This is a genomic window from Microbacterium sp. oral taxon 186 str. F0373 (genome assembly GCF_000411455.1).
Taxonomy (GTDB): domain Bacteria; phylum Actinomycetota; class Actinomycetes; order Actinomycetales; family Microbacteriaceae; genus Microbacterium.
In genome coordinates this window covers 1055268-1074633 of record NZ_KE150457.1, presented here as the reverse complement: position 1 = coordinate 1074633, position 19366 = coordinate 1055268, and the positions used below count along the sequence as shown (strand labels likewise).

13 protein-coding genes and 2 pseudogenes are annotated in these 19366 nt (G+C 71.2%); 7 read left to right on the top strand and 8 right to left on the bottom strand.

Features of this window, described 5'->3' with window-relative positions; all coding sequences use genetic code 11:
- Positions 1 to 157: 157 nt before the first annotated feature.
- Both HMPREF1529_RS04955 and HMPREF1529_RS04950 read left to right on the top strand, forming a co-directional pair.
- A pseudogene (locus HMPREF1529_RS04955) lies at positions 158 to 1380 on the top strand (amidohydrolase).
- On the top strand, positions 1377 to 2279 hold the full coding sequence (locus HMPREF1529_RS04950; RefSeq protein ID WP_016463947.1) for a hypothetical protein: 903 nt from the start codon (positions 1377 to 1379) through the stop codon (positions 2277 to 2279). Before HMPREF1529_RS04955 ends, HMPREF1529_RS04950 begins: the two are co-directional and overlap by 4 nt.
- 86 nt (positions 2280 to 2365) lie before the next feature.
- On the opposite strand, the gene HMPREF1529_RS04945 is transcribed toward HMPREF1529_RS04950, so the two are convergent.
- Entirely contained in the window at positions 2366 to 3466 is a 1101-nt protein-coding gene (locus HMPREF1529_RS04945) for a VanZ family protein (protein WP_016463946.1), read from the bottom strand.
- 72 nt (positions 3467 to 3538) lie between these two features.
- Here HMPREF1529_RS04945 and HMPREF1529_RS04940 point away from each other — a divergent pair.
- From HMPREF1529_RS04940 to sufU, 3 genes and pseudogenes are all read left to right on the top strand, one after another.
- Positions 3539 to 5593: pseudogene (locus HMPREF1529_RS04940) on the top strand (APC family permease).
- A gap of 60 nt (positions 5594 to 5653) precedes the next feature.
- Complete coding sequence (locus HMPREF1529_RS04935) at positions 5654 to 6925, top strand: SufS family cysteine desulfurase (RefSeq protein WP_016463943.1); 1272 nt, start codon at positions 5654 to 5656, stop codon at positions 6923 to 6925.
- Position 6926: 1 nt separating this feature from the next.
- Positions 6927 to 7388 carry a Fe-S cluster assembly sulfur transfer protein SufU gene (sufU, locus tag HMPREF1529_RS04930; protein WP_005051616.1) on the top strand — a complete coding sequence of 154 codons (462 nt, stop codon included), beginning with the start codon at positions 6927 to 6929 and terminating at the stop codon, positions 7386 to 7388.
- Between the two features lie 46 nt (positions 7389 to 7434).
- Here sufU and HMPREF1529_RS04925 read toward each other — a convergent pair whose 3' ends face one another.
- The 3 genes from HMPREF1529_RS04925 to HMPREF1529_RS04915 are packed head-to-tail and all read right to left on the bottom strand — an operon-like array spanning position 7435 to position 10096.
- On the bottom strand, positions 7435 to 8232 hold the full coding sequence (locus HMPREF1529_RS04925) for an alpha/beta fold hydrolase (protein WP_005051613.1): 798 nt from the start codon (positions 8230 to 8232) through the stop codon (positions 7435 to 7437).
- Between the two features lie 47 nt (positions 8233 to 8279).
- On the bottom strand, positions 8280 to 8582 hold the full coding sequence (locus tag HMPREF1529_RS04920) for a DUF427 domain-containing protein (protein ID WP_016463942.1): 303 nt from the start codon (positions 8580 to 8582) through the stop codon (positions 8280 to 8282).
- Positions 8579 to 10096 carry an MATE family efflux transporter gene (locus HMPREF1529_RS04915; protein ID WP_016463941.1) on the bottom strand — a complete coding sequence of 506 codons (1518 nt, stop codon included), beginning with the start codon at positions 10094 to 10096 and terminating at the stop codon, positions 8579 to 8581. Before HMPREF1529_RS04915 ends, HMPREF1529_RS04920 begins: the two co-directional genes overlap by 4 nt.
- A 142-nt stretch (positions 10097 to 10238) precedes the next feature.
- Here HMPREF1529_RS04915 and HMPREF1529_RS04910 point away from each other — a divergent pair, with 142 nt between their 5' ends.
- The gene (locus tag HMPREF1529_RS04910) at positions 10239 to 11159 is read left to right on the top strand and encodes a DUF808 domain-containing protein (protein WP_016463940.1); all 921 of its coding nucleotides are present in this window, start codon (positions 10239 to 10241) and stop codon (positions 11157 to 11159) included.
- Between the two features lie 117 nt (positions 11160 to 11276).
- Here HMPREF1529_RS04910 and HMPREF1529_RS15580 read toward each other — a convergent pair whose 3' ends face one another.
- From HMPREF1529_RS15580 to HMPREF1529_RS04890, 4 genes are all read right to left on the bottom strand, one after another.
- Complete coding sequence (locus HMPREF1529_RS15580) at positions 11277 to 13382, bottom strand: HAD-IA family hydrolase (RefSeq protein WP_016463939.1); 2106 nt, start codon at positions 13380 to 13382, stop codon at positions 11277 to 11279.
- 256 nt (positions 13383 to 13638) lie between these two features.
- Complete coding sequence (locus HMPREF1529_RS04900; RefSeq protein WP_016463938.1) at positions 13639 to 16524, bottom strand: aminotransferase class III-fold pyridoxal phosphate-dependent enzyme; 2886 nt, start codon at positions 16522 to 16524, stop codon at positions 13639 to 13641.
- A gap of 168 nt (positions 16525 to 16692) precedes the next feature.
- Positions 16693 to 17109: a hypothetical protein gene (locus tag HMPREF1529_RS04895; RefSeq protein WP_016463937.1), complete on the bottom strand. Its 417-nt coding sequence runs from the start codon at positions 17107 to 17109 to the stop codon at positions 16693 to 16695.
- 56 nt (positions 17110 to 17165) lie between these two features.
- Complete coding sequence (locus tag HMPREF1529_RS04890) at positions 17166 to 18044, bottom strand: LysR family transcriptional regulator (protein WP_005051594.1); 879 nt, start codon at positions 18042 to 18044, stop codon at positions 17166 to 17168.
- 83 nt (positions 18045 to 18127) lie between these two features.
- Here HMPREF1529_RS04890 and HMPREF1529_RS04885 point away from each other — a divergent pair, with 83 nt between their 5' ends.
- Positions 18128 to 19360, top strand: a complete 1233-nt coding sequence (locus HMPREF1529_RS04885) for an MFS transporter (RefSeq protein ID WP_232212055.1) — start codon at positions 18128 to 18130, stop codon at positions 19358 to 19360.
- The last annotated feature ends 6 nt before the right edge of the window (positions 19361 to 19366 follow it).

Here is a 19366-nt window from a genome sequence, read left to right as displayed (position 1 = left end):
CCGGGACCGGCCAGACTGAGTACGGAACGGAGAGATGCCGCGACGCGGAGACGCGGAGAGCCGCGACGCGGCGGGATCAGTCCCGGCGACGCGGCGTGAACGGCCGCAGCGCGCGCTCTCGGCGACGGCCGAGTGACCGCCGCGTACTCTCGAAGGCATGAGCATCGACCTCGAAGCCCTCTACATCGACCTGCACCGCCACCCGGAACTGTCGTTCCAGGAGACCCGCACGGCGGGGGTCATCACCCGCGAGCTCGCCGCTCTCGGTCTCGAGTACGTCGAAGGCCTCGGCACCACGGGCGTCGCCACGAGCATCACTGGCACCGCCGCCGGCGACGGACCCGTCGTGTGGCTGCGCGCCGACATGGACGGCCTTCCGGTCGCCGAGCAGACCGGCCTCGCCTACGCCAGCACCGCCCACGGCATCGACCCGGCGGGCACCGACGTGCCGGTCATGCACGCCTGCGGCCACGACATGCACGTGACCGCACTGCTCGGCGCGCTGGAGCGCCTCGTCGCCACCCGCGACGAGTGGTCGGGGACGGTCGTCGCCGTCTTCCAGCCCGCCGAGGAGTACGGTGCGGGCGCGCAGGCGATGATCGCCGACGGCGTGCTCGACCGTTTCCCGAAGCCCGACATCGTGCTCGGCCAGCACCTGACCCCGCTCCCGGCGGGCACGATCGGTGTGCGCCCCGGAACGCAGATGGCGGCCTCGGACGGCCTCACCGTGCGCCTTCTCGGCCGCGGCGGCCACGGTTCGCGACCGCACGCCACCATCGACCCCGTCGTCATGGCGGCGGCGACCGTGATGCGCCTGCAGACCGTCGTCTCGCGCGAGATCGACCCGCGGGAGATGGCCGTCGTCACCGTCGGCTCGATCCACGCGGGACTCAAGAACAACATCATCCCCGCCGAGGCGAAGCTCGAGCTGAGCCTGCGCTACCCCGACGACGCGGCCCGCGCCGACGTGCTCGCGCGCGTCGAACGCATCGTGCGGGCGGAGGCCGCGGCATCCGGAGCGGAAGAGCAGCCGGTCATCACGACCGACCACTCCCTGCCGCCGACGATCAACGACCACGAGGCCACCGCGCGCCTGACCGCCGCGTGGAACCGCGCCTTCGGCGAGGGGACGGTCGTCGACCCGGGCAGTTCACCGGAAGCGAAGATGTCTCGTGGTTCGCCCGCGAGGCGGGCGTGCCGCTCGTGTACTGGTTCTGGGGCGGGCTCGACCCGCAGCAGTTCGCGGATGCCGTCGCGCGCGGCACCGTGAACGAGGACATCCCCACCAACCACTCGCCCTTCTTCGCCCCGATCCTGCACCCCACGATCGAGCGCGGTGTGGATGCGCTCGTCGTCGCGGCACGGGAGTTCCTCCGATGAGCCTCGAGGATCTGTTCGGCCCACAGCCCGACGAGCCGGAGCGTCCGGCCCGCGAGCCGCGTGCGGCTCGCGAGCCGCGGCCGGCGCGCGAGCCGAGGCCTCCGCGCGAACCGCGTGATCCGAAGCCGCCGCGCGAACCTCGCGAACCCCGCACCCCGGGAGGCGGGGGCGGCTCTCGCACGACGCTGATCCTCGGCATCGTCGCCGGCGTGCTGGCGGTGGCCGTCGTCGCCGTGGTCGGCTTCGCGCTGACCCGCCCGTCCGATTCGGCGCAACCGGCCACGTCGGCGACGGCGGTGGCGACGGACGATGCGTCGGCCCCGGCATCCACTCCCTCCTCGACGCCGAGTCCCACCACGACCGCCGCGGCCACGGGCGTGGCGTTCTCGGCGACCGGCTTCACGCTCACGACCGGCGCCGCCGGCCAGCCCTTCACCTACCGATGGGCCGACGAACCCGCCGCCGCCGTCGCGGCCCTGACCGCGGCCTTCGGGGCGCCGCCGACGCAGCGCACGCAGGCGGGCAACGGATCGACACTGCCGGATTACACCGTGTACACGTGGAACGGATTCTCGTTGTTCGAGATGGTCCCGACCGCGACGCTCACGCGAGCGGACTTCTCGCAGCCGGCGTACGCGCTGTTCACCGCGAACGAGGTGGGCGGAGTGCCGATCACGGCGGAGTTCGGCCTGAAGATCGGAATGAGCGCGGCCGAGGTGCGCGCCCTCACACCGGCGCCCGCGAGTGAGACACCCCGCGCCTCGGGCAGCATCCGCTTCGCCTTCGACCCCCAGCGTTCCTCGTTCAAGAACGGCACGCCCTCGTACAGCGTGTTCGCCGACACCGACGGTGCCGACGGCCCGGTCGGGACGATCCTGTACTTCTACGCTCCGCAGTAACACGCAGCCGCGGATCAGACGGGCGCCCTTCCGCTCGGTTCACAACTCCGGAGATTCGACGCCGCCAACAGCCGGCGCCCGGCCGTTCACCCGTTTCGGGACGACTTCTCCGGAGTTGTGAACACCGTCCCGCCGTCATCCACCGCGGCAGCCGGCTCCCGCGCGTCGACGAGCCGCTGGCCGCTCAGCAGCCCCGGCAGTCCCCGGCCGTCGCGCGTCGTGAACACGAGCACGACGGATGCCGCGGCGAACACGAACTGCACGAAGGTCCCGGGCGCCGGCACGAGCCCCAGCAGCAGATAGCCGCCGATGCCGGCGACGAACCGCAGCGGCCGTGCCACCGGGGCCGGCAGCGGCCCGCCGCGGTAGCGCAGTTCGACGGCCAGGTCACCGGGCGTGCGGCCGGTGACGAGCACGACGACGGCCCAGATCGCGATCGGCGTCACCGTCAGGGCGAATCGGCCGGCGGCACCGTCCAGGACCGCGGCGTGGTCGCGGACGATGTACTCGAGGAACACCTGCACGGCGACGGCCGTGCCGTAGCCGACGAGCACGACGCCGAGCAGATCGCAGAACATCGCGAGCAGGCGGCGTCCCCGGGTGACCGGGTGCGGGCGGCTCCCGGCATCCGTCGATCGACGCACCCACCACCGTCGGGGGACGATCAGCGCGACGAGCGAGCCGAGCACGGCACCGACGGTATTGGTGAGCATGTCATCGACGTCGAACACCCGGTACGGGCACGGATACAGTCCCCACACCCCGGTGAGCTGGGTGCTCTCGATCGTGAGCGAGACCAGCAGACCCGTCACGAACGCGACGAGGATGCCGCGACCGCCCAGCACCCGGAGGAAGAAGCCGAGCGGCAAGAACAGCAGCACGTTCAGCGCCAGTTGCAGCACGGCGAAATCGGTGAGGCTGCGGGCGCCGCGGAGGTCGTCGACGAAGGCCGAGATGTTCAGGTTCACGCCCGCACAGACGTAATTCTCGGCGTCGGGGAGGGGAAGCAGCGTGTACGTCCAGATGGCCCAGAAGTAGACGAGGGCGGCGGCCCACAACAGAAATCGGCCGACGGTGAGCCGGCCGCGGCGACGATAGCTGATCGCCACGAACGGTACGAACAGCACGATGCCGACCACGAATCCGATGGCCAGCGCGACGACGCCGGAGTAGAGCTCATTCCCCATGGGTCGATCCTGACAGTCTCGCGGCGTCATTCTCACGCTCGCCGGGATTGCGCGGCGACACGCGACCGCGTAATGTCGCCCGCCGTGACAGACGACAGTCGCGGCCCCGGCGAAGAGACGCCGATCGCCAAGCGCATCCTCATCGGCGAGCCCCTCACGAGCGAAGAGCTCGAAGGTCAGCTGCTCCCCAAGAAGATGGCGCTGCCGATCTTCGCCTCCGACGCCCTCTCCTCGGTGGCCTATGCGCCGCAGGAGCTGCTGATGATCCTGCTGATCGGCGGGACGGCCTTCCTCGCGCTCAGCCCATGGGTCGCGACGGCGGTCGTCGCCCTGCTGATCGTGGTGGTGCTGAGCTACCGCCAGCTGATCAAGGCCTACCCGTCGGGCGGTGGCGACTACTAGGTCGCCCGCACGAACCTGGGCGAGAAGGCCGGCGTCGTGGTGGCGGCGGCGCTGCTGGTCGACTACATCCTGACGGTGGCCGTGTCGGTCGCCTCGGGTGTCGACAACATCATCTCGGCACTGCCGAACCTCGACCCGTTCCGCGTGGAGCTCGCGGTGGGCTTCGTGATCCTGATCATCCTCGTGAACCTCCGCGGTGTGCGCGAAGCATCGACGGCCTTCGCGATCCCGACCTATCTGTTCATCGGCTCGGTCATGCTCATGATCGGCACCGGGCTCGTGCGCTGGATGCTGGGAGACGCGCCGATCGCCGAGAGCGCCCAGTTCGCGGTACAGGCCGAGGATCTCAGCCAGGCGGCGATGATCCTGCTGATCCTCCGCGCCTTCTCGAGCGGCTGTTCCGCCCTGACCGGTGTGGAGGCGGTCTCCAACGGCGTTCCGGCGTTCCGCCAGCCGAAGGTCCGCAACGCGCAGACGACGCTCGTGCTGATGGGTTCGATCGCCATCACGATGTTCGCCGGTCTCACGGTGCTCGCCCTCGTCGCAGGCGTCCACTACTCCGAGGACCCGTGCCGACTCGTCGGCTTCAACTGCGAGGCCCTCGTGCAGCCGAGCCTCATGGCCCAGGTCGCCGCGGCCACCTTCGGTGGCGGCAGCATCCTCTTCTTCCTCGTGCAGGCGGCGACCGCCGCCGTCCTGCTGCTGGCGGCCAACACGGCCTTCAACGGGTTCCCGCTGCTCGGGTCGGTCCTCGCCCGCGACGGCTACGCGCCGAAGGCGCTGAACACGCGCGGCGACCGGCTCGTGTACTCGAACGGCATGATCATCCTGGGCCTTGCCGCGGTGCTCGTGCTCGTGATCTTCCAGGCGAAGCTGACGACGCTGATCCAGCTGTACATCATCGGCGTGTTCGTCTCGTTCTCCCTCGGCCAGCTCGGCATGGTCAAGCACTGGCGACGCGAGCTGCGACTGCTGTCTCCGAAGGCGGCGAAGGCGCGGCGTGAGGCGATCTCCGGTCTGTTCATCAACGCGCTCGGGGCGACCTTCACGATCGTGGTGCTCGTGATCGTGACGATCACGAAGTTCACCCACGGCGCCTACCTCGTGTTCATCGCGATCCCGCTGCTGTCGTTCCTCATGGTCGGCGTCCACCGCTACTACCGCGACGTCGCGCACGAGATCGCGATGGACGACGACGTGCACTACGGCTCGACCGGCGATGTCGCACTCATCCTCGTCGGCACCCTGCAGAAGCCGACGGCGAAGGCCGTCGACTACGCCCTGTCCGCCAAGCACGAGAAGACGCTGGCCGTGCACGTCGCCGTCACGGCGGACGAGGCGCGCGACGTGCAGGACGACTGGCAGTTCCACCACATGCCGATCCCGCTGGTCGTGATCGAGTCGCCCTACCGGCAGTACGCGGCACCTCTCGCCCAGTTCATCGCCGAGTACCGCAAGAAGCACGGCCCCGCGGTCATCACGGTCTACATGCCGCAGTACATCGTCGGTCACTGGTGGGAGACGTTCCTGCACAACCGGCGCGCACGCCGCATCGCCCAGCAGCTCATGCTCGTGCACGGCGTGCAGATCACCCTCGTGCCCTGGATGCTCGACTCGTCGGAGCTGATCTACGGTCGGCGTTCGCGTCCGCTGCCGGGCGATGACCGTCGCGCCGGGCGCCTGCCGAGCTACGGATTGGTCGCGCACACCGACGACGAGTCCTGACATCGTCGCGGCATCCGTCGCACCGGAGCCGCGTCGGATGCCGGGGCGTAGCCTAGAGGGGTGACTTCCGCGACCGCGTCCCCCGCTTCCGCCGCGCCCGTAGCGGCCCTCGACGCCTCCGCGATCAAGGCCGACTTCCCGATCCTCGGCGAGCAGGTCAACGGCCATCCCCTCGCCTATCTCGACTCCGCCGCCACCAGTCAGAAGCCGCTGGCCGTGCTCGATGCGGAGCGCGACTTCCTGACGCACGCGAACGCCGCCGTGCACCGCGGCGCGCACACGCTGGCCGCCGAGGCGACGGAGCTGTTCGAAGACGCGCGAGCCACCGTCGCCGGGTTCGTCGGTGCGCAGCCCGAGCAGCTCGTCTGGACGAGCGGCGCCACGATGGGCCTCAATCTCGTCGCATACTCCATCGGGAATGCGCGCCTCGTGGGACCGGGTGACGAGATCGTCACGACGGCGATCGAGCACCATGCCAACCTCATCCCGTGGCAGGAGCTCGCGGCCCGCACCGGCGCCGTGCTGCGACACATCCCGGCGCACGACGACGGCACGCTCGACATGGATGCCGCGGCATCCCTCATCACCGAGCGGACCCGCGTCGTCGCCTTCACGCATGTCTCGAACGTTCTCGGCATCGTGAACCCGGTCGCCGAGCTCGTCGCCCTCGCGCAGGGCGTGGGCGCGATCACCGTGATGGACGCCTGCCAGTCCGCGCCGCATATCCCGCTCGACCTGCCCGCTCTCGGCGTCGATCTGGCGGTGTTCAGCGGTCACAAGATGCTCGGCCCGTACGGGGTCGGCGGTCTCTATGGGCGCACGCCGGTGCTCGAGTCGCTGCCGCCGTTCCTCACGGGCGGGTCGATGATCACCACCGTGACGCTCGACCGCGCCGAGTACCTGCCGCCGCCGCAGCGCTTCGAGGCGGGCACCCAGCCCGTCGGCCCCGCGATCGGCCTGGCGGCGGCTGTGCGCTATCTCGACGCCGTCGGGCTGGATCGCATCCATGCCCACGAGGGCATGCTGGCCGATCGGATGCGCGCGGGGCTCGTCGAGATCCCCGGCATCCGTCTGCTCGGCGACGCCGCCGGCGTCGGGCGCGTGGGGCTGTGGTCGTTCGACGTCGACGGCGTGCACGCCCATGACGCGGGCCAATTCCTCGACGCGCGGGGTATCGCCGTCCGCGTCGGCCACCACTGCGCCGCGCCCCTGCACACGCGCTACGGCGTCACGGCGAGCGTTCGCGCGAGCACCGCCCTGTACAACACCACCGACGACGTCGACCGTCTCATCGAGGCCGTCGCCGGCATCCGCCCCTACTTCGGAGTCTGACATGAGTGATCTCGACGCCCTCTACCGTGAGCTGATCCTCGATCACTCCAAGCATCCGCAGCACTTCGGTCTCACCGACGAGGGCGACGCGCCCGCAAAGGTCGGCACGATCGGCACCTCGCACCAGAAGAACCCCGTGTGCGGCGACGAGATCACGCTGCGCGCCCGCGTCGACGGGGAGACGATCGCCGACGTGCAGTGGGAGGGCCGGGGCTGCTCGATCTCGCAGGCCTCGGCATCCATGCTCGCCGACCTCGTCGCCGAGGAGGGGCTCAGCCGGGCCGAGGCCCTGCAGCTGATCGAGGGGTTCCGTGAGGCGTTGCGCTCGCGCGGCACGATCGAGCTCGACGAGGAGGTCTACGGCGACGCCGCGGCCCTGTCGGGCGTATCGAAGTTCTCGGCGCGCGTGAAGTGCGCGATGCTCGCCTGGGTCGCCCTCGAAGACGCCATCGCGAAGGCCTGACCCCCCTCCCCCTCCCCGGGGCGGATGCCGAGCGAAGGGGTGGGGGTTACGAACCGAGGAACTCGAGGGCGGCGCTGCGGAACACCCGCGAACCCGGCGCGTTGAAGTGGTGGCGGTCGGGGATCTCGACGAAGCGGCCCTGGGGGCAGGCGGCGGCGAGCGCCTTCGAACCTTCGATGATGCCGTCGAGCGATCCCGTCGCGAACATCACCGGCTGCTGCGGGGCATGCGCGGGGTCGGGATCGACGGTCTTCGACGACCGCATGCCCTCGGCGATGGCGAGGAGCGCCCGCAGGTCGTTGCCCGGCACGCGCTCGGCGAGCGCGATGTAGTTCTGCGTGACCCGGTCGGTCACGGGGGTGCCGTCGGCGATGAGTGCGCGCACCTGATCGAGGTCGAGGCGCGCGAGCGGGATACCGTCGGGAACCCCGCCGAGAACGGCCCGCGGAATGCGGGGGGCGATGTCCTGCACGACCTCCCAGCCCACGCGGGCGCCGAGGGAGTACCCGACGTAGAACGCCTCGTCGACGAGGTAGGTGTCGAGCATCGTCTCGACGTCCCCGGCGAGCTGGCGGATATCGTACGCGCGGGGCTCGTGCGGCTTGTCGCTGGCTCCGTGGCCGCGCTGGTCGAGCGCGAGCACCCGATATCCGGCAGCGGTGAGATCGCGCACCCAGCCCGTCGCGACCCAGTTGTCCTTCGTGCTCGATGCAAACCCATGCACGACGACGACAGTCGGCGCGTCCTCGTCACCCCACGAGTACGTCGCGATGCGGTAGCCGTCCCCGACCATGAGGTACTGCGGGTCGGGCATCTGCGTGAGGTTCTGAAGCGGCGCGGTCACGGCTTCTATCCTGCCGTCGATTCGGCGGGTGTGGTCGCCGCCGCGAGTCAGTCCTCGACGCGGACTTCCTTCCAGAACGCGACGTAGCCCGAGAAGTCCTTGCCGACGCGGGCGATGCCGCTCTCGTAGGGATCGGGGTACGACCAGGCACGGTCGGCCAGCAGCTCGTCACCGGAGCGCACGGAGTAGTACTGGCACTCGCCCTTCCACGGGCAGGTGTAGGGCGTGGGGCTCTCCTGCAGGAGGCCCCAGTTCACGCTCGACGGCGGGAAGTACCAGTTGCCTTCGATGGAGATCAGGTCGTCGCGGTCGGCCTCCGCCACCGTCACATCACCCAGAACAGCTTTCATCGCGTCCTCCGCTTCGCTCGCGTCCCACCCTTCCACCGTCGCACGCGGCCCGCAACGAGGTCGGCGACCGGCTGCTGCGGAAGCGGGATGGGCTGGGTGAGCACGGCATCCACCACCATCGACCCGTCCGTCGGCCCGATGACGGCGATCGGGGTGGTGAACGTCGGTTCTGCGGGGTCGACCGGCATCCGCTCGAGCGCCCGGTGAGCGCGCAGGTACGCGGGGATGAGGATGACGCTGGCGCCGACCCAGGCGAGCGGGTTGCTCCACACGACGCCGACGAACCCGAAGATGTGGCCGAGCACGACCGCCGCTCCCACGCGCATCGCCAGCTCGACGAGCCCGGTCACCGTCGGGATGACGGTGCTGCCGAGACCCTGCAGCGTGCCGCGGAGAATGAACAACACGCCCAGCGCCGTGTAGCTGGCGCCGTTGATGAGCAGCATGAGCGCGGCCATCTGCACGACGGTGTCGCTGCCGTCGCCGACGAACAGGCGCACGAGCGGGGCTCCGAACGTGATGAGCAGCGCGCCGAGCACGACCGCGGCGATCAGCGCCATCCAGATCGCCTGTCCGACGCCGCGACGGATGCGATCGGGGCGGCGCGCCCCCAGGTTCTGGGCGGCGTACATGGATGCCGCGAGCCCCAGCGACTGCAGGAGGGCGACGGCGAGGCCGTCCACGCGCGACGCGGTCGTGTACGCGGCGACCGCGTCGGCGCCCAGGGTGTTCAGCGCGACCTGCACCGTCAGGGTGCCGATCGCGATGATCGACGCCTGGAACCCCATGGGCAGGCCGAGTCGCAGGTGCTCGACGAGATCGGCTCGCGTGATGCGCCAGTCGGCGCGCTGCACGTGGAGCACGGGCAGCCGACGGCGCACGTACACGAGGCAGAGGATCACCGAGAGGGCCTGCGAGACGACGGTCGCGAGCGCCGCGCCGGCCACACCCAGACCGAACGGACCGACCATGAGGATGACGAGCACCACGTTGAGTCCACACGCGATCGTGAGGAACACCAACGGCGTGCGCGAGTCGCCGATCGCCCGGATGATCGCGGAGAGGTAGTTGAAGCCCATGATGGCGCCGGCGCCGACGAAGCTGACCTGGGCGAACACTGTCGCCTCGTCCATGAGCTCGGGCGGCGTCTGCAGCAGGTGCAGGGCGGGTCCGGCCAGCAGCGGCGCGCCCACGGTCAGCACGATCGTCGTGATCGCGGTGAGGATCGTTCCCGCCGCCACCGAGCGGCGCACCGCCGTGACGTCGCGGGCGCCGAAGGCTTGCGCCGTGGGGATCGCGAATCCGCTCGTCAGACCCCAGGCGAACCCGAGCAGCAGAAACAGCAGGCTGCCGGTCGCGCCGACGGCGGCGAGTGCATCGACGCCGAGATGGCGCCCGACGACGATCGCGTCGACGAACTGATACAGCTGCTGCACGACGTTGCCGATGAGCAGGGGCACCGCGAAGGCGAGGATGACGCGCCAGGGGCTACCGGTGGTGAGAGAACGTGACATACGACCGGGTTCGAGACGGGGGCGGAAACGGCGAAAGGCGCTCCTCACGGGAGCGCCGGACTCCAGGCTATCGAATCGATTCGAGGAGCGCAAGCCTCGGCATCCGTCGGTCGGGTGCGACGCGCCCGGTACTGTTGCTGGCATGTCCGTAGGTCTGCTCGCCGTCGTCGATGACATCCTCAGCGCGGCGCTGAAGGCGTCGGCGAAGTCCGCAGGCGTCGTGATCGACGATGCCGCCGTCACCCCGCAGTACGTGCAGGGGCTCTCTCCCGCACGGGAGCTTCCGGTCGTGGGCCGCATCGCCCTCGGGTCGCTCGCGAACAAGTTCCTGATCATCATCCCGATCGCGATGCTGCTCACCGCCTTCGCGCCCGGGGTGCTGCCGTGGCTGCTCATCGTCGGCGGCGGATACCTCTGCTTCGAGGGCGCCGAGAAGGTGCTCGAGTGGTTCGGCTTCCACCACGGCGGCCACGACGACGAGGGCGGGCGCGACGAGAAGCGACTGGTCATGGGCGCGATCCGCACCGACCTGATCCTGTCGACCGAGATCATGCTGATCGGCCTGTCGAACGTCGATCCCGATCTCGACTTCTGGCTGCGCCTGGCCGTGCTCGCGGTCATCGCGCTCTCGATGACCGCGCTCGTGTACGGCGCCGTCGCCCTGCTCGTGAAGATCGATGACATCGGCCTGAAGATGGCCAAGAGCAGTGCGGCGCGCGTGCGTCACACCGGCACGCGCATCGTGCGGTCGATGCCCGCCGTCTTCCGCGTCATCTCAATCGTCGGCACCGTGGCGATGCTGTGGGTGGGCGGCCATCTCGTGCTCGCGAACCTCGGCGAGGTCGGCTGGCACGCCCCGGTCGAGCTGCTGCACGCCGTCGAGCACGCACTCGAGCCCCTCGGCCCGGTCATCGTGTGGATCGGCGACACGGCCGTGTCCGCCGTCGCGGGACTGGTCGTGGGCCTCGTGATCGTCGGCATCGCGCTGGCCATCGGCAAGGCCTTCGGCCGCAACCTCAGCTTCAGCGAGGGGCACCGCGCGCCGCACGGCGAGACCGACTGACGGCGGCGGCCCGCGGTCGAGAAACCACTTTCGCCCCGAGAAATCGTCGGCGCCGTGGTTTCTGAAGGCGGATGTGGTTTCTCGAGGTGAATCCGGTTTCTCGCGCAGGGCGCCCGGTCAGTCGAGCGTGACGACAGCCCCGCCGTCCGCGTCCCGTGACACGTGGATGCCGCGGGCATCGGAGACCGTCCACGTCGGCCCCGCCTCGGCGGCGTGGGGGCCGACGCCGATCACGCGCATGCCGGCGGCGCGTCCGGCGGCGATGCCGTTGGCGGAGTCCTCGACCACGATGCAGCGCGCGGCATCCACCCCGAGCGCCGCGGCGCCGGCGAGGAAGCCCTCGGGATCGGGCTTGCTGCGGCTCACGTCGGCCGCCGCGATCACGACGGGAGGCATCGGCAGGCCGGCGGCCCGCATGCGCGCAGTGGCCAGCTCGGTGGTCGCCGACGTGACCAGGGCGTACGGAACGCCCTCGTGAGCCAGCGCGGCGAGCAGGTCGGCCGCGCCGGCGATCGCCACGACGCCCTCGGTCTGCGCCGTCTCGGTGGCGAGCATCGCGGCGTTCTCGGCGAGGTTGACCTCGTGCGGGCGGTCCGGCAGCAGGAGCGCCATCGAGTCCTGGCCCTGCCGACCATGGATGATCGACAGGGTCCGTGCCGGATCGACGCCGTGATCGAGCGACCACTGGGTCCACAGCCTCTCGACGACGGCGTGCGAGTCGACGAGGGTGCCGTCCATGTCCAGCAGCACGGCCGACGCAGAGGTCGCGATGCGGGGGACGGATGCCGGGACGCGCAGCGCCTCCCACCCGCCGCCGAGCGGCGGCAGGTGCCAGCCGGCCTGGACCGCACCGGACGGGTCACGGCGCACGATCGCGCGATGCGGAGAGGTGGTGTCGACCACGTGCACGAGCACGCTGCCGTCGTCGCGGCGCTCCCCGCGGGTGGAGAGGCGCAGGTGGGCGGCATCGGGTGCACCGTCCACGGCCGGGCCCTCGACGGTGATCTCGTGCCAGAACGGGCCGACCGGCAGAGAGCCGACGCCGGGCAGGGCGAGGCGCCATCCGTCCGCCGCGTCGTCGAGGGCGAGTCCCGCGACGTCGAACGGGTCGGGACTGATCGTGAGTCGGTCACGCTCGGCCCAGCCGTCGCGCGCCGCGTCGAGGGCCGCGGTCGGCGCCGTCGGCACGGTCGGTGCGGTGTCGGCGCCCGTGGCGGCGGGGGTCGCGGCATCCGCTCCGCCTGCCGCGTCCGCGACCTCGACAGCCGCGACGAACGCCCAGAACGCGCGCAGCGTCGCCTGGGTGTCGAGGGTGGCGCCCTGGTAGGCGATGACCAGGTCGTGGTCGGGCAGCACGAGCGCGAACTGGCCGAACGCGCCGTCGAGCCGGAACCCCTCACGGCCGCGCCACACCTGGTAGCCGTACCCGAGGCTCCAGTCGTTGACCTCGCCGTCGGCGGCGATCGGCCCCTCGAACACCGAGGTATCCGACCAGGGACGCGACATCTCCTCGACATACCAGGCCGGCGCGACCTGCACGCCGTCGACCACGCCGCGGGCGTTCAGCATGATGGCCGTGCGGGCGAGATCGTCCACGGTCAGGTGGAAGCCCGAGGCACCGTGCTCGATGCCTCCGTACGGCGACATCCACCGCTCCCCGATGCCGAGCGGGTCGAGCAGGCGCGGGCGCAGGTACGCGGTGAGCGGCTCGCCGGTGAGGGCGGTGACGATCGCGGACAGCGTGTGCGTGGCCGGGGAGTTGTACGCGAAGTGTGTGCCGGGAGCGAACGCGGGCTTCTCCCGCAGGAGCACGAGCGGATCGGTGCCGATGCGCTCGATCTGCTCGGCCGAGTGGCCCGTGTTCATCGTGAGCAGATGACGCACCGTGATGCCGTAGGGGTTGCCCTCGCCCAGGTGGATGCCGGCCGAGTCGTCGAGCCCCAGCCGCCCCTCGTCGGCGAGGAAGCCGATCGCCAGCGCCGTGTACGTCTTGGATGCCGAGTACACGAGCGCCGGCCGCTCCAGCCGGTACGGGGCCCACGCGGCCTCGAAGGCCACCTCGCCGTGGCGGGCGACCAGCAGCGCGTGCGGGTCGAGACCCTCCGCGGCGAGGCGCTCGGCGAGCGCCAGCACGGCGGCTTCGGGGATGCCGAGGTGCTCCGGGGCCCGACGGGCGAGGGGGCGGAACGACCAGGAACGACGGGACTGCGGCGAGGAAGTCATCTCCTCCACTCTACGAGCGCCGCCGTGACGCGCGGACGAGAAGCGCCATCGACTCCGGCACGCCACGGATGCCGGGGCGCGAGCCCGCCAACCCCGGAATCGGTGTCGCAATCTGCGGTTTCGCGCCGAATCGGTGTCGCAATCCGCGGCTACAGCTTCATCGACGCCGCAGAACGCGACCCCGATTCGGCGGCGGGCGGGGCGAGGCGGCGGGCGGCGCGGCGCGGCGGGCGGGGTGGCGCGGCGGGCGGGGCGCTCAGCGGCGCAGCGAGCTGAGCGCGGCGTCGAGCGCCGAAACGAACCGCCGCGCATCGACCTCGGTGAGCACGAGGGGCGGCTTCACCTTCAGCACGTTCTGCCGTTCCGAGGCCGCCTGCACGATGAACCCGTGTCCGAGCAGCAGATCGCACACGCGCGCCGCCTCTTCGCGCGCGGGCTCGAGCGTCTCGCGGTCACGCACCAGCTCGATACCGAGATACAGACCCGTCCCGTGGACGGTGCCGATGAGCGGATGACGAGGCATCAGCGCCCGCACCCCCTCGGCGATGATGGCGCCGACCCGCGCTGCGTTCTGCGGCAGATTCTCCGCGTCGATGATGTCGAGGATCGCCGAGCCCGCGACCGCGCTGACGGGGGTGCCGCCGGCCGAGGAGAAGAACGTTCCTTCGCGGGCGAGGGCATCGACGATTTCGCGGCGCGTGAGGACGGCGCCGAGGGGGTAGGCGTTACCCGCCGCCTTCGCCACCGAGACGATGTCGGGCACGAGCCCCTGCATCGTGCTCCCCCAGAACGAGGATCCCAGGCGTCCGTAGCCGACCTGCACCTCGTCGGCGATCACCAGGCCGCCGTGCGCGCGCACCGCGTCGGCGACGGCGGTGAGATACCCGGCCGGCGGGATGACGCCGCCGGCGTTGCCGAGCACGGGCTCGCAGATGAAGGCGCCCGCGGGGCGGCCCTCGTCGGCCAGGGAGCGCGCGAGGTCGGCGACCTCGCGCGCGTAGGCGGCCCCGGCATCCGGTCCGCGGTGACGGCCGCGATAGGCGTTCGGCGCGTCGACGAGGTGCACCCAGTCGGGACGCGAGTCGGCGGCGTGCGGGTTGTCGAACGCCGAGGTGCTGACCGCGTCGGCGGCGCTCGTCCAGCCGTGATAGCTCTCGCGCACGGCGATCACGTCGCGCCGGCCGGTGGCGACGCGGGCGAGCGTGAGGGCGAGGTCCACCGCTTCCGACCCGCTGTTGACGGGGATGACGGTGTCGAGCGACGGGTCGGGGCTGTGCGCGAGCAGTCGCGCGGTGAACTCCGCGAACGCGTCGTAGAGGAAGCGCGAGTTGGTGTTCAGCAGGTGCAGTTGCCGGGCGATGCGGTCGGCAAAGACGGGATGAGCGTGTCCGATCGCGGTCACGTTGTTGACGAGGTCGACGTAGGCGCGTCCCTGCGTGTCGATGAGGAGGGCGCCCCAGCCGCGCTCGATCTGCGGCGGCTCGGCGTAGAAGCGTTCGGCGGCGGCGCCGATCGCCTCCTCGCGCACCCGTCGGGCGTGCCGCGTCGCCCGCACCGGATCGGCCACGCGATCGGTGCCCAGGATCGCCGACGGGTCTGCCGCGCCCGGGGTCTCGGCTTCGCCCTCGGCATCCGTGAATGCCGCGTCGGCGGCGGCCTCACGCAGACGACGGGTGATGCGCAGGCGGCCGAGCCCCGGTTCGAGCTCGGCGACGCGACCGAGCGGCGCGCCGGGGTGCACGGTGCGCTCCGGCGCCGTCTCGACGACCAGACCCTCGATCCGCAGCACGACGCCGGCATCGCGCACCTCGACCGCGCCGGTGTCGACGGTCAGGATGCCGCCGAACGGCGCGGCCACCTCGGCACCCGGACGGGTCCACAGCTCGACACACCGCGCACGGGTGGCAGCCGGCCGCGTCGTGTCGGTCGACACGCGGCTCAGTCGGCTCTCGCCGTAGCGCAGCACCGCGACGGGGGCGGCGGCGAGCGCGTCGCGGACGAGCTCCTGCTCGATCCCGGGAACCGTCCAGCGGCCGCGATCGAGCTGCGCGCTGCGGATGCCGAGGTCCACGACGGCCGCGGCATCCAGCTGTGCCAGGACGGGACGGTAGGCGAGGCCCGCGCGGTGCGGACGGCCCGTGGCCAGGCGCAGCTGCGCCGTCACCTCGGCGGAGGGCACCCGGGCCGTCCGCGCGAAGACCTGCCACTCGTGCTCGACCCGCTCGCGCGCGTAATCGTTGCCTGGGTCGATGCGCAACTGGCTCCAGCCGCTGACGGCGAGCACGGCGCCGCGGAGCACGACCAGCGGCCAGAGCGCCTCGATCTCGGCATCCGCGAGGCGCGCGCGCTGATCGAAGCCCGTGACGGCGCGGCCGACGATCGCGAGGTCGTCGGTGCGACCCATGAGGTCGGCGAGCAGCATCGCCAGCTCGGCGGCACGCCACGACGTCGCGACATCGCCGAGGTCGATCACCCAGTGCCGCCCGCGCCGGTCGCGCATGACGTTGTCGGCGGTGAGGTCGCCGTGGATCACCTGGCGCGGAAGGTGGGCCGCGACGGCGTCGAGCTCGGCGGCGGCGCGACGGGCGGCGCCCAGGCACTGCTCGCGACGGTCGTCGGGGAGGTCGTCGATGAGCTGCTCGACGACGGCGAGGGCGTTGCCGAGCTCCCACTGCAGGTTGCGGTCGGTGTCCTCGGCATCCATTCCGGCGAGAACGTCGGCGACCTCGGCGACCAGCTCGCCCAGCTCCTCGGCCTGGGCGCCGTCGACGTCGGTGATGTCGGACAGCGGCTCGCCCTCGACGATCTGGAAGCCGGCCACCCGAGAGACCTCCCCGTCGCCGCAGACGATCTGCGTCGTGCGGGCGCCGGATGCCGTCGTCAGCACCTCCGGCGTGAGCAGTCCCTCGGCGCGCAGGCGATCGGAAGCCGCGATGTGCAGGTCGACGGCGAACGCGTCGACCGTCGGGTGGAAGATCTTGACGAGAATGCCCGTTCCGTCGGCGCCGCGCACAAGGAAGTTGCGGTCCTGCTGACTGCCCAGCTCGGTGAGCTCGCCGTCGACGCCGTAGTCGCGCCGCGCGAGCGCGCGGACCTCGTCGAGGTCGACCTGGGGCCGGGCGAGCAGCCAGTTGTCGGTCATCGGGTCACGTCCTTCGGGAGAGGGCGGTCGAGCGGAGATCCCGCCGGTGCGCGCCGCACGGGCACCACGATTCTGGCGGATGCCGCGGCATCCGTGTGTCCGAATCGGCCCCGTCGACCGGTCATCTCGTCCGCCCGTCGATTCCGAGGCTGTGGGGCCTCGCCGCGACTACTGCACCGTCCACCAGGCGATGTCGACGAGACAGAGCTCGCCGTCGACCTCCCGGTAGAAGACGTCGCCCGGATACTGCGCACCCGCGATGACGCGCGACGCAGGGAGCGAGAGGTTGATGCTCCACGTCGGATCATGAGGGGCCATCTCGGGCCAGTGGGCGGCGACGAACCGCTCGGGCTCTTGAGCGGTGACCCCGTCCCAATCCGCCGGGTCGCGGAGGTCGGGGTCGGAGCCCGCACAGACGAGCCCGTCAGCCTCTCGCGCCGCCGCAGCCGTGATCAGCCTCTGGGTCGTGTCGATGACATGCGCGCCGTCGGCACCCCAGATGAGCTCGTTCATCGTGCAGCCGCTGAGCCCGACCGCGAGCGCTGCACTCAAGCCGACGACGACAATCCTCCGCGCCGGCGTCATGCCGCCAACTGTATCGACCACGGATGCGCACCACCACGCCCTGTCCCGCGACCCCCTCACCGCTCCCGCAGCGCGGCGACGAGCTCCTTCGCGTAGCGGGCACCCTGGGCGGTCGTGCTCCAGGCGATGCCGATCGCACGCACGCGCTGCGGCTGCAGCGGGAGATAGACGACGCCCGGGTCGTCGCGGCCCGGTGTGCGCGGCAGGATCGAGACCCCGAGCCCACCGGCGACGAGGCTGCGCATGGTGTCGATCTCGCTGCTTTCGAACGTGACGTTCACGGCGACGTCGGCCTCGTCGAGGATGTCGGTGACGGCGGTGCGGAGCTCGGCGATGCGCGAGAAGCCGATGAAGTCGCGCCCTGCCAACGCACGCACATCGACCGGGCCGGATGCCGCCGCGAGCGGATGGCCCGCGGGGACGGCGATGCACAGCGGCTCTTCGGCGAGCGGCTGCCATCCGATGTCGTCGGAGGTCGCGGAGGTGGCGAGCGGTGCCGTGCTCAAGGCGACGTCGATCGTGTCGAGGGCGAGCCAGCCGTAGAGGTCGCGCGCGAAACCCTGACGCAGCGAGACCCGCACGTCGGGTCGCAGTGCGCGGAAGCGCTGGATGACGTCGGGCACCATCCACCGCGCCACCGAGTGCAGGAACCCGACGCGCAGCAGCCGCCCCTCGTCGGCGATCAGCTCGGCGTGACGGCGGGCCGACTCGACCGCGTCGAGGACGCCTGCCGCGTCGGCGCGGAAGGCGAGGCCGTTCGCGTTCAGCTCGAGCCGTTTGCCGTGTCGGGCGAACAGCGCCATCCCGACCTCGTCTTCGAGTCGCGCGAGCGCGCGTGACACGTTCGACTGGTTGACGCGCAGTTCCGCGGCGGTGTCGCGTGTGTTCTGCGTCTCGGCCAACGACAGGAAGATGCGGAGGGTCTGCTCGTCCATGACACCGATTATGCGCTGAACGCATCAAAAGCGGCTTTCGTTTCATTTCCTGCCCATCCCTGCGCGGGACGACGATGGTCCGCATGGCCGTCACCCTGCTCGATCGCACCCCCACCGGGTCGATCGCGCGCATCGCCGCAGGCACCGCCTCCTACCGACGCGTCGTGGGCCTGCTCGCCGCTGGCGGCCTCGCGAACTTCGCGATCATCTACTTCCCGCAACCGCTGCTGCCGTCGATCGCGGCGTCGTTCGGGGTGGATGCCGGCGCCAGCGGACTCGCGATCTCGGCGACGACGGCGGCCATGCTCCTCGGCCTGCTGCTGTCGGCCCCGCTGTCCGACCGCATCGGGCGGGTGTCCGCGATGAGCGGATCGCTCGTGGTCGCCGGCGTTCTCTCGGTGGCGTGCGCGTTCGCACCCACGTGGGAGGCGTTTCTCGCCCTCCGCGCCGCGGGGGGCCTGGCACTGGCGGTGCTCCCGGCCGTCGCGCTCGCGTACCTGCGGGACGCCGTCCGCGACGACGCCCACGGGCGCGCCAACGCGCTGTACATCTCCGGCACGGCGCTCGGCGGTGCCGTGGGCCGCCTCGCGCCGCTGCCGCTGGCCGCCCTCGGCGGCTGGCAGCTCGTGAGCACCGTGCTCGGTGCGCTGAGCGTCATCGTCGGCGTGCTGGTCTGGTTCGCGCTCCCCCGCGACGGCGCGGCACCGCTGCCCCTGCGGATCGGCGACCTGCTCGGCGGCACCGTCGCGTCGCTTCGCGACCCCGTCATCCTCACCGTGTGCGTGGCGGGAGCGCTCGCTATGGCGACCTTCGTCGGGTTGTACAACGCGGTGCCGTTCCGGCTGGACGGGCCCCCGTTCTCACTCGGCGCGGCAGAGGTGTTCGTCTACTTCGCCTACCCCCTCGGCATCCTCGCGCCGGGCCTGTTCCACCGGATCTCGAGACGCCTCGGCCGCGCGGTCACCTCTCTGCTCGGCGCGATCGCCACGCTCGCGGCGATCGGTCTGGTGTTCTGGCCGAACGTGATCGCCGTGTTCGCCGGTCTGGGGCTGCTCACAGCGGCGTTCCTCGGAACGCACTCGATCCTCAGCGGGTGGGTCGTCGCGCGCGCTCAGGCGGTGGGGCGCAGCACCTCGCGGGCATCGAGCGCATACCTGCTGACCTATTACCTCGGCAGCACCCTGTCGGGCGCGGCATCCACGCACCTGTTCGCGAGCGCGGGCTGGACGGCCGTCGTCCTCCTCGCGGCGGGGCTCACGACGCTGTGCGCGGCGCTCTTCCTCGCGCTGCGGCTGCGAGGTTCAGTCGGAACATAGCGCCGC

What these genes read in the sequence shown, in the direction of transcription:
- HMPREF1529_RS04900 (WP_016463938.1), bottom strand. Translation starts at nt 16,524, where the DNA reads ATGACCGACAACTGGCTGCTCGCCCGGCCCCAGGTCGACCTCGACGAG.
- HMPREF1529_RS04890 (WP_005051594.1), bottom strand. Translation starts at nt 18,044, where the DNA reads ATGGACGAGCAGACCCTCCGCATCTTCCTGTCGTTGGCCGAGACGCAG.
- HMPREF1529_RS04915 (WP_016463941.1), bottom strand. Translation starts at nt 10,096, where the DNA reads ATGTCACGTTCTCTCACCACCGGTAGCCCCTGGCGCGTCATCCTCGCC.
- HMPREF1529_RS04950 (WP_016463947.1), top strand. Translation starts at nt 1,377, where the DNA reads ATGAGCCTCGAGGATCTGTTCGGCCCACAGCCCGACGAGCCGGAGCGT.
- HMPREF1529_RS04895 (WP_016463937.1), bottom strand. Translation starts at nt 17,109, where the DNA reads ATGACGCCGGCGCGGAGGATTGTCGTCGTCGGCTTGAGTGCAGCGCTC.
- HMPREF1529_RS04910 (WP_016463940.1), top strand. Translation starts at nt 10,239, where the DNA reads ATGTCCGTAGGTCTGCTCGCCGTCGTCGATGACATCCTCAGCGCGGCG.
- HMPREF1529_RS04885 (WP_232212055.1), top strand. Translation starts at nt 18,128, where the DNA reads ATGGCCGTCACCCTGCTCGATCGCACCCCCACCGGGTCGATCGCGCGC.
- HMPREF1529_RS04945 (WP_016463946.1), bottom strand. Translation starts at nt 3,466, where the DNA reads ATGGGGAATGAGCTCTACTCCGGCGTCGTCGCGCTGGCCATCGGATTC.
- sufU (WP_005051616.1), top strand. Translation starts at nt 6,927, where the DNA reads ATGAGTGATCTCGACGCCCTCTACCGTGAGCTGATCCTCGATCACTCC.
- HMPREF1529_RS15580 (WP_016463939.1), bottom strand. Translation starts at nt 13,382, where the DNA reads ATGACTTCCTCGCCGCAGTCCCGTCGTTCCTGGTCGTTCCGCCCCCTC.
- HMPREF1529_RS04920 (WP_016463942.1), bottom strand. Translation starts at nt 8,582, where the DNA reads ATGAAAGCTGTTCTGGGTGATGTGACGGTGGCGGAGGCCGACCGCGAC.